A 6,719-nucleotide genomic window follows, 5' to 3' on the forward strand; every position below is an offset into this window, starting at 1 on the left:
ACCGGTCATGAACGCGCTCCGCGCCCTGCTGTCCCACGACCTGCCGCGCAGCCGCCTGCTGGCGGCGCTGCTGATCCTCATCGTCGCGGCCTTGGCGCTCACGCCTTTCGCCTTCCCCGGCACGCGCGCGCTCAACGTGGCGGCCAAGATCCTCGTGTTCATCGTGCTCGTGGGCAGCTACGACCTGCTGCTCGGCTACACCGGCATCGTCAGCTTCGCGCACACGATGTTCTTTGGCATCGGCGCGTATGGCGTCGCGATCGCCAGTTCGCGCATGGCGCCGGGCTTCGGCGCGCTGGCCATCGGCATCGGCGGCGCGCTCGCGCTGTCCGTTCTGCTGGCCTTGGTCATCGGGCTGTTCTCACTTCGCGTCAAGGCCATCTTCTTCGCGATGATCACGCTCGCGGTCGCGGCGGCCTTCCAGGGACTGGCCTCGCAGCTGTCGGATTTCACCGGCGGCGAGGACGGCCTCAACTTCCGCCTGCCTGAATTGCTGTCGCCATCGACCGGGTTCACCGAGGAACCGTTCCTCGGCGCCAGCATCGACGGGCGGCTGCTGAGCTACTACCTGCTGTTCGTGACCGCGGCGGTGCTGGTGCTGGCACTGCTGCGCATCGTCAATTCCCCTTTCGGGCGAGTGCTGCAGGCGATCCGCGACAACGACTTCCGCGCCGAGGCGATCGGCTACCGGCTGGTGACCTACCGCACGCTGTCGACGCTGCTGGCCGCCGTGTTCGCGACGCTGGCCGGCGCGCTGCTGGCGATCTGGCTGCGCTACAACGGACCGGACACCTCGCTGTCGTTCGAGATCATGCTGGACATCCTGCTGATCGTCGTCATCGGCGGCATGGGGACGATCTACGGCGCGGTGATCGGCAGCGCGCTGTTCGTGCTCGCGCAGAGCTATCTGCAGGACCTGATGCGCGTGGGCGCCGCCGCGGTGGAGGGCGTCCCGGTGCTGTCGCAGCTGATCGCGCCGGAACGCTGGTTGCTGTGGCTGGGCGTGTTGTTCGTGCTGGCCGTGTATCACTTCCCGAATGGACTGGTCGGGCGTCTGCGGCAGGGGAGGAGGGCATCGTGACGTCGACGTCGAACTACCTGCGCTGCGAAGGGCGCGAGATCCACTTCATGGCCTGGGGCGACCCCGCCGCCGAGCCGGTCATCGCCTGGCACGGCCTGGCGCGCACCGGCCGGGACATGGACGAACTGGCGGCGCATCTGGCGCAGTCGGGACGCTACTTCGTCATCTGTCCGGACACGATCGGGCGCGGGCTGTCGCAGTGGAGCCCCGATCCCGACCACGAGTACTGCCTCACGTTTTACGTGAAGCTGGCGGTGGCGCTGGTCGATCAGCTGGGGCTGAAGACCTTTCGCTGGGTCGGCACGTCGATGGGCGGAGCGATCGGGCTGCTGGCGGCCGCGACCTCGCTGCGCGGACGGATCACGCGGCTGGTGCTCAACGACATCGGACCGGAACTCGCGGAGCCCGCGATCCAGCGCATCCGCGGCTATGCGGGCAATCCGCCGGCGTTCGGTAGCGTGGTCGAGCTCGAGCAGTACTTCCGCCAGGTCTATCAGCCCTACGGCTGGATGAGCGACGCGCAATGGCGGCGGCTGACGGAGACCTCGATGCGGCGTCTGCCTGACGGGCGCGTGACGCCGCATTACGACCCGGCGATGGTGCGGCAGTTCTTCGCCCATCCGGACGACTACAAGCGCTGGACCGAGTGGGATTCGCTGAGTCTGCCGGTGCTGTGCCTGCGCGGCGAGGCGTCCGATCTTCTCCTGCCGGAAGCGGCCGAGGCGATGCGGGTGCGAGGACCGCGGGCGGTGGTCGTCACCGTTCCCGGCTGCGGCCACGCGCCGGCGCTGAACGTGCCGGAGCACTTCGCCATCGTCGAGCGGTTTCTCGAGGGGGGGTGAGCGAGTCGACGGGTCATCGCTTGATGAGCCAGCCGAGGATGCCGCCGAAGACGGCAGTGAGGGTGGACAACGCCCTTGATCAACAGGTCCTCGGCGGCCATGTCATCCCCAGATGTGTTGTTTCAGCTGGTGGCGATCAGCGCGATCGACCAGGCCAAGGGCCTGACCGCGGCGCACCTCTTCCCTCAGGTGGAAGTACAGGCTGAAGGCGACGCAGAAGATCTGCGACAGCGACTGTCGATCTTCGTCGGCCACCTTGTTGATCTCGCGCATCGACGACTCAGGAATCTCGAGGCTGAAGTGATGGGTCATTCATGGCTCCTTTGCCGAGGCGCCTCCAGTCATGGAGGCGGGAGCAGCAGTGAAGCACGCAGCCGCCTCGCAAGGCTAGTTCCCCGATGGGGGATCCGCGTCAGTTCTGCGCAAGGTCAACCCCAAGCGAAAAAGCCGTCGCGCGGATGTCGCGGCGACGGCTCGTGGCTGGCGGCGTGATGCCGCGGGGTCAGTCGTTGAGTTGCGGCAGATCCAGCCAGCGCGCCAGCCGCCGGCGCAGCGTCAGGAAGTCCAGCGGCTTGGTCAGGTGCTCGTCCATGCCCGCCTTCAGGCTGTCGGCCACGTCGCTGTCCAGCGCGTGCGCCGTCAGCGCCAGGATCGGGAAGCGCGGCAGCCGGCCCTGCGCCTGTTGCTCGCGCAGCCGGCGCGCGCATTCCAGGCCGTCCATGCCCGGCATCTGGATGTCCATCAGCACCAGGCTGGGCGCGGCGCGCTCGCACAAGTCCAGGGCCTCCTGCCCGTTGCGGGCCAACTGGGTCTTCAGGCCCATCAGCGCCAGGAACTCCAGCGCCACGACCTGGTTGATCGGGTTGTCCTCGACCAGCAGCACGAAGGGCTCGCCCGGCGCCGGACGCTGGCCGGAAACCGAGGGATCGGCGAACGACGCGGATGGCGGCGGCTTCGCGGACGCGTCCGACGTCATCAAGACCAGCGTGGTCTCGGAAGGGGGATGGCCGTCGTTTCTGTCCATGTCGCTTGTCGTCCCGGCTCCGATCGGAGTGCGGGTAATCCCTAAAAATGCCGTCCGCCGTTCAGGCCGAACCGGATCGCTGTTGCTCGGCGACGACGGGGTCCATTGTTGCCGCAGCCCTCCAAGACTAGCAAGTGTGCGGAAGTCATCGTTCGGAGGCCTTGACAGGAGGTATGCGAACGCTTCCTGAGCGGTCTGATGCTTTCAATTGCTTACCACTTTCTGGTCCCCGCCGCAGGGGGCGCTGCTGCCAATCGGTGACGGCGCCGCTCCCTAGAATGACCGCCCACTGCCTTTTCCAGGCTGCTCAGCCGACACCGCCCATGTCCGACGCCGATATCCGCATTCGCGGGGCCCGCCAGCACAACCTCAAGAACCTCGACCTGGATCTGCGCACCGGCGAGCTGACCGTGGTGACCGGTCCCAGCGGATCGGGCAAGTCCAGTCTCGTCTTCGACACCCTCTACGCCGAAGGCCAGCGCCGCTACGTCGAAACCTTCTCGGCCTACGCCCGCCAGTTCCTGGACCGGATGGACCGCCCGGCCGTCGACAAGGTGGAGGGCGTGCCGCCCGCCATCGCGATCGACCAGACCAACCCGGTCCGCACCAGCCGCTCCACCGTCGGCACGATGACGGAGCTCAACGACCATCTGAAGCTGCTGTTCGCGCGCGGCGCGGACCTCTTCGACCGCGACACCGCGCTGCCGGTGCGCCACGACACGCCGCAGACCATCCACGCCGAGCTGCTGGCGCGCACCGTCGACGGCGATCCGCGCCTGGTGCTGACCTTCCCGGTCGAGCTGCCGGAGACCGTCAGCGCCGGCGAGGTCGAGCAGTGGCTCTCCGCCTCCGGCTTCACGCGGGTGCAGTCGGAGCGCGTCGTCAACGGCCGCAAGGTGCTGGACGTGGTGGCGGACCGCTTCCGCATGCAGGGCGTCGAGCAGTCCCGCGCGATGGAAGCGATCGAGCTGGCGCTCAAGCGCGGCAGCGGCCGCATGACGGTCTACGTGCTGCCGGCCGAGGAGGGCGCCGAGCCGGTGCTCTGGCGCTACTCGACCGGCCTGCATTGCCCGGAGAGCGATATCCGCTACGCCGACCCGCAGCCGGCGCTGTTCTCGTTCAACTCGGCGATGGGCGCGTGCGAGACCTGCCGCGGTTTCGGCCGCGTGATCGGCGTGGACCTGGGCCTGGTGATCCCCGACGAGCGCAAGACGCTGCGCGGCGGCGCGATCAAGCCGATGCAGACGCCGGCCTGGAAGGAATGCCAGGACGACCTGCTGAAGTACGCCGGCGATGCCGGCATCCCGCGCGACACCGCGTGGAGCCAGATGACGCAGGCGCAGCGCGACTGGGTCATCGAAGGCAGCCCGAACTGGAACGGCAACTGGAACAAGCAGTGGTACGGCGTGCGCCGGTTCTTCGACTACCTGGAGAGCAAGGCCTACAAGATGCACATCCGGGTGCTGCTGTCCAAGTACCGCAGCTACACGGAATGCCCGGCCTGCCGCGGCGCGCGGCTCAAGACCGAGGCGCTGCTGTGGCGCATCGGCTCCAAGGCGCTTGCGGATGCGGCGCTGCCGGCCGCCGATCGCTTCATGCCCGAGGGCGTGAAGTGGACGCGCGCGCAACTCGAGGCGCTGCCCGGCCTGTCGGTCCACGACCTGATGCAGCTGCCGATCCATCGGCTCAGACGCTTCATGGACGAGCTGCAACTGCCCGGCTCGATGCTCGACGAGGCGCTGAAGCTGCTGCTCGACGAGATCCGCAACCGGCTCAAGTACCTGGTCGACGTCGGCATCGGCTACCTGACGCTGGACCGCCAGAGCCGCACGCTGTCCGGCGGCGAGGTGCAGCGCATCAACCTGACGACGGCGCTCGGGACCTCGCTGGTCAACACGCTGTTCGTGCTGGACGAGCCCAGCATCGGCCTGCACCCGCGCGACATGAACCGCATCGTCCAGGCGATGCAGCGGCTGCGCGACGCGGGCAACACGCTGGTGGTGGTCGAGCACGACCCGGCGGTCATGCTGGCCGCCGACCGGCTGATCGACATGGGCCCGGGTCCGGGCCAGCAGGGCGGGCAGATCGTCTTCGACGGCACGCCGGAGCAGATCCGCGCCGCGGACACGCTCACTGGCGCCTACCTGGGCGCGCGCAAGCACGTGGGCATGGGCCTCAAGCGCCTCGTCGAGGACAGCACGCCGCGCCTGATCCTGGAGGGCGCGCGTGAGCACAACCTGAAGAACGTCAGCGTCGAATTCCCGCTGCAGCGCATGGTCGCGGTGACGGGCGTGTCGGGCTCGGGCAAGAGCACGCTGATGCAGGACGTGCTCTACCCGGCGCTGGCGCGCTGGTTCGGCCAAGCCACCGAGGCGCCCGGCGCGCATGACCGGCTGCTGGGCGCGGACTGGCTCGCCGACGCGGTCTTCGTCGACCAGTCGCCGATTGGCAAGACGGCGCGCTCGAACCCGGCCAGCTACGTCGGCGTGTTCGACGAGATCCGCAAGCGCTTCGCCGACACGCCGATGGCCAAGGAGCGCAGCTATGGCGCCGGCATGTTCAGCTTCAACGCCGGCGACGGCCGCTGCCCGACCTGCGGCGGCTCGGGCTTCGAGCACGTCGAGATGCAGTTCCTGTCCGACGTCTACCTGCGCTGCCCCGATTGCGACGGCAAGCGCTTCCGCGCCGAGATCCTGGAGGTCAAGCTCGAACGCGCCGGCCGCCAGCTGAGCGTCTCCGACGTGCTGGACCTGACGGTGGCCGAGGCGCTGGGCGTCTTCAGCGCCGACCGCGAGGTGCTCAACAAGCTGCAGCCGCTGTCGGACGTCGGCCTGGACTACCTGACGCTGGGGCAGCCGGTGCCGACGCTGTCGGGCGGCGAGGCGCAGCGGCTCAAGCTCGCCGGTTATCTGGCCGAGGCCGCGTCCAAGCCGCGCCAGGCGACGGCGACCAAGGGCACGCTGTTCCTGTTCGATGAGCCGACGACGGGCCTGCACTTCGACGACATCGCCAAGCTGATGCGCGCGATGCGCAAGTTGCTGGGGGCGGGGCACTCGCTGATCCTGATCGAGCACAACCTGGACGTGATCCGCGCGTCGGACTGGGTCATCGACCTCGGCCCGGAAGGGGGCGAGGACGGCGGACTGATCGTCGCGACCGGCACGCCGGAGCAGCTCAAGGAGCATCCGACCTCGCACACCGCGCAGGCGCTGCGCGAGTACGCGCTGGAGATGGACCGCGCGCCGGTGAAGGTCGCGGAAGGCCGTCCGCTGCAGACGCTGGTGCGCCAGCGCCGCAAGGCCGACGAGGCGATCCGCATCGTCAACGCGCGCGAGCACAACCTGAAGTCGGTCGACGTCAGCATCCCGCGCGGCAAGTTCAACGTCGTGACCGGCGTGTCGGGCTCGGGCAAGAGCACGCTGGCCTTCGACATCCTGTTCAACGAGGGCCAGCGCCGCTATCTCGAATCGCTGAACGCCTATGCGCGCTCGATCGTGCAGCCGGCGGGCCGGCCCGAGGTCGACGCGGTGTGGGGCATTCCGCCGACCGTGGCAATCGAGCAGCGCCTGTCGCGCGGCGGCCGCAAGAGCACGGTCGCGACCACGACCGAGGTCTGGCACTTCCTGCGCCTGCTGTACGTGAAGCTCGGCGTGCAGCACTGCGCCAACGACGGCACCCCGGTGAAGCCGCAGAGCGTCGAGGCCATCGCCGCGCAGCTGCTGCGCGACTACAAGGGCCGGCACATCGGCCTGCTGGCGCCGCTGGTGGTCAA

5 protein-coding genes are annotated in these 6,719 nt (G+C 68.7%); 3 read left to right on the top strand and 2 right to left on the bottom strand.

Annotated elements, in window-relative coordinates; translation table 11 throughout:
• Positions 1–7: 7 nt before the first annotated feature.
• Both ABDW61_RS24555 and ABDW61_RS24560 read left to right on the top strand, forming a co-directional pair.
• Positions 8–1,081, top strand: a complete 1,074-nt coding sequence (locus ABDW61_RS24555; RefSeq protein WP_343642548.1) for a branched-chain amino acid ABC transporter permease — start codon at positions 8–10, stop codon at positions 1,079–1,081.
• Positions 1,078–1,923 (top strand): alpha/beta hydrolase, encoded by an 846-nt coding sequence (locus ABDW61_RS24560; RefSeq protein ID WP_343642550.1) that lies wholly within the window; start codon positions 1,078–1,080, stop codon positions 1,921–1,923. The genes ABDW61_RS24555 and ABDW61_RS24560 overlap by 4 nt, the downstream gene beginning before the upstream one ends.
• Positions 1,924–2,025: 102 nt before the next feature.
• Here ABDW61_RS24560 and ABDW61_RS24565 read toward each other — a convergent pair whose 3' ends face one another.
• Together ABDW61_RS24565 and ABDW61_RS24570 are read right to left on the bottom strand one after the other, a co-directional pair.
• A complete protein-coding gene (locus ABDW61_RS24565) occupies positions 2,026–2,235 on the bottom strand; it encodes a hypothetical protein (protein WP_343642552.1) in 210 nt (69 codons plus the stop codon).
• A 190-nt stretch (positions 2,236–2,425) separates the two neighbouring features.
• Complete coding sequence (locus tag ABDW61_RS24570; protein ID WP_343642554.1) at positions 2,426–2,947, bottom strand: response regulator; 522 nt, start codon at positions 2,945–2,947, stop codon at positions 2,426–2,428.
• A gap of 323 nt (positions 2,948–3,270) precedes the next feature.
• Here ABDW61_RS24570 and uvrA point away from each other — a divergent pair.
• Positions 3,271–6,719, top strand: a 3,449-nt coding sequence (gene uvrA / locus ABDW61_RS24575; protein ID WP_343642556.1) for an excinuclease ABC subunit UvrA, incomplete at its 3' end; no start/stop codon positions are given.

It is taken from the genome of Roseateles sp. (assembly GCF_039595595.1).
Lineage (GTDB): Bacteria > Pseudomonadota > Gammaproteobacteria > Burkholderiales > Burkholderiaceae_C > Roseateles.

Excerpts from the sequence above, each read along its gene's own strand:
- ABDW61_RS24555 (WP_343642548.1), top strand. The coding sequence starts at position 8 with ATGAACGCGCTCCGCGCCCTGCTGTCCCACGACCTGCCGCGCAGCCGC.
- ABDW61_RS24565 (WP_343642552.1), bottom strand. The coding sequence starts at position 2,235 with ATGACCCATCACTTCAGCCTCGAGATTCCTGAGTCGTCGATGCGCGAG.
- ABDW61_RS24570 (WP_343642554.1), bottom strand. The coding sequence starts at position 2,947 with ATGGACAGAAACGACGGCCATCCCCCTTCCGAGACCACGCTGGTCTTG.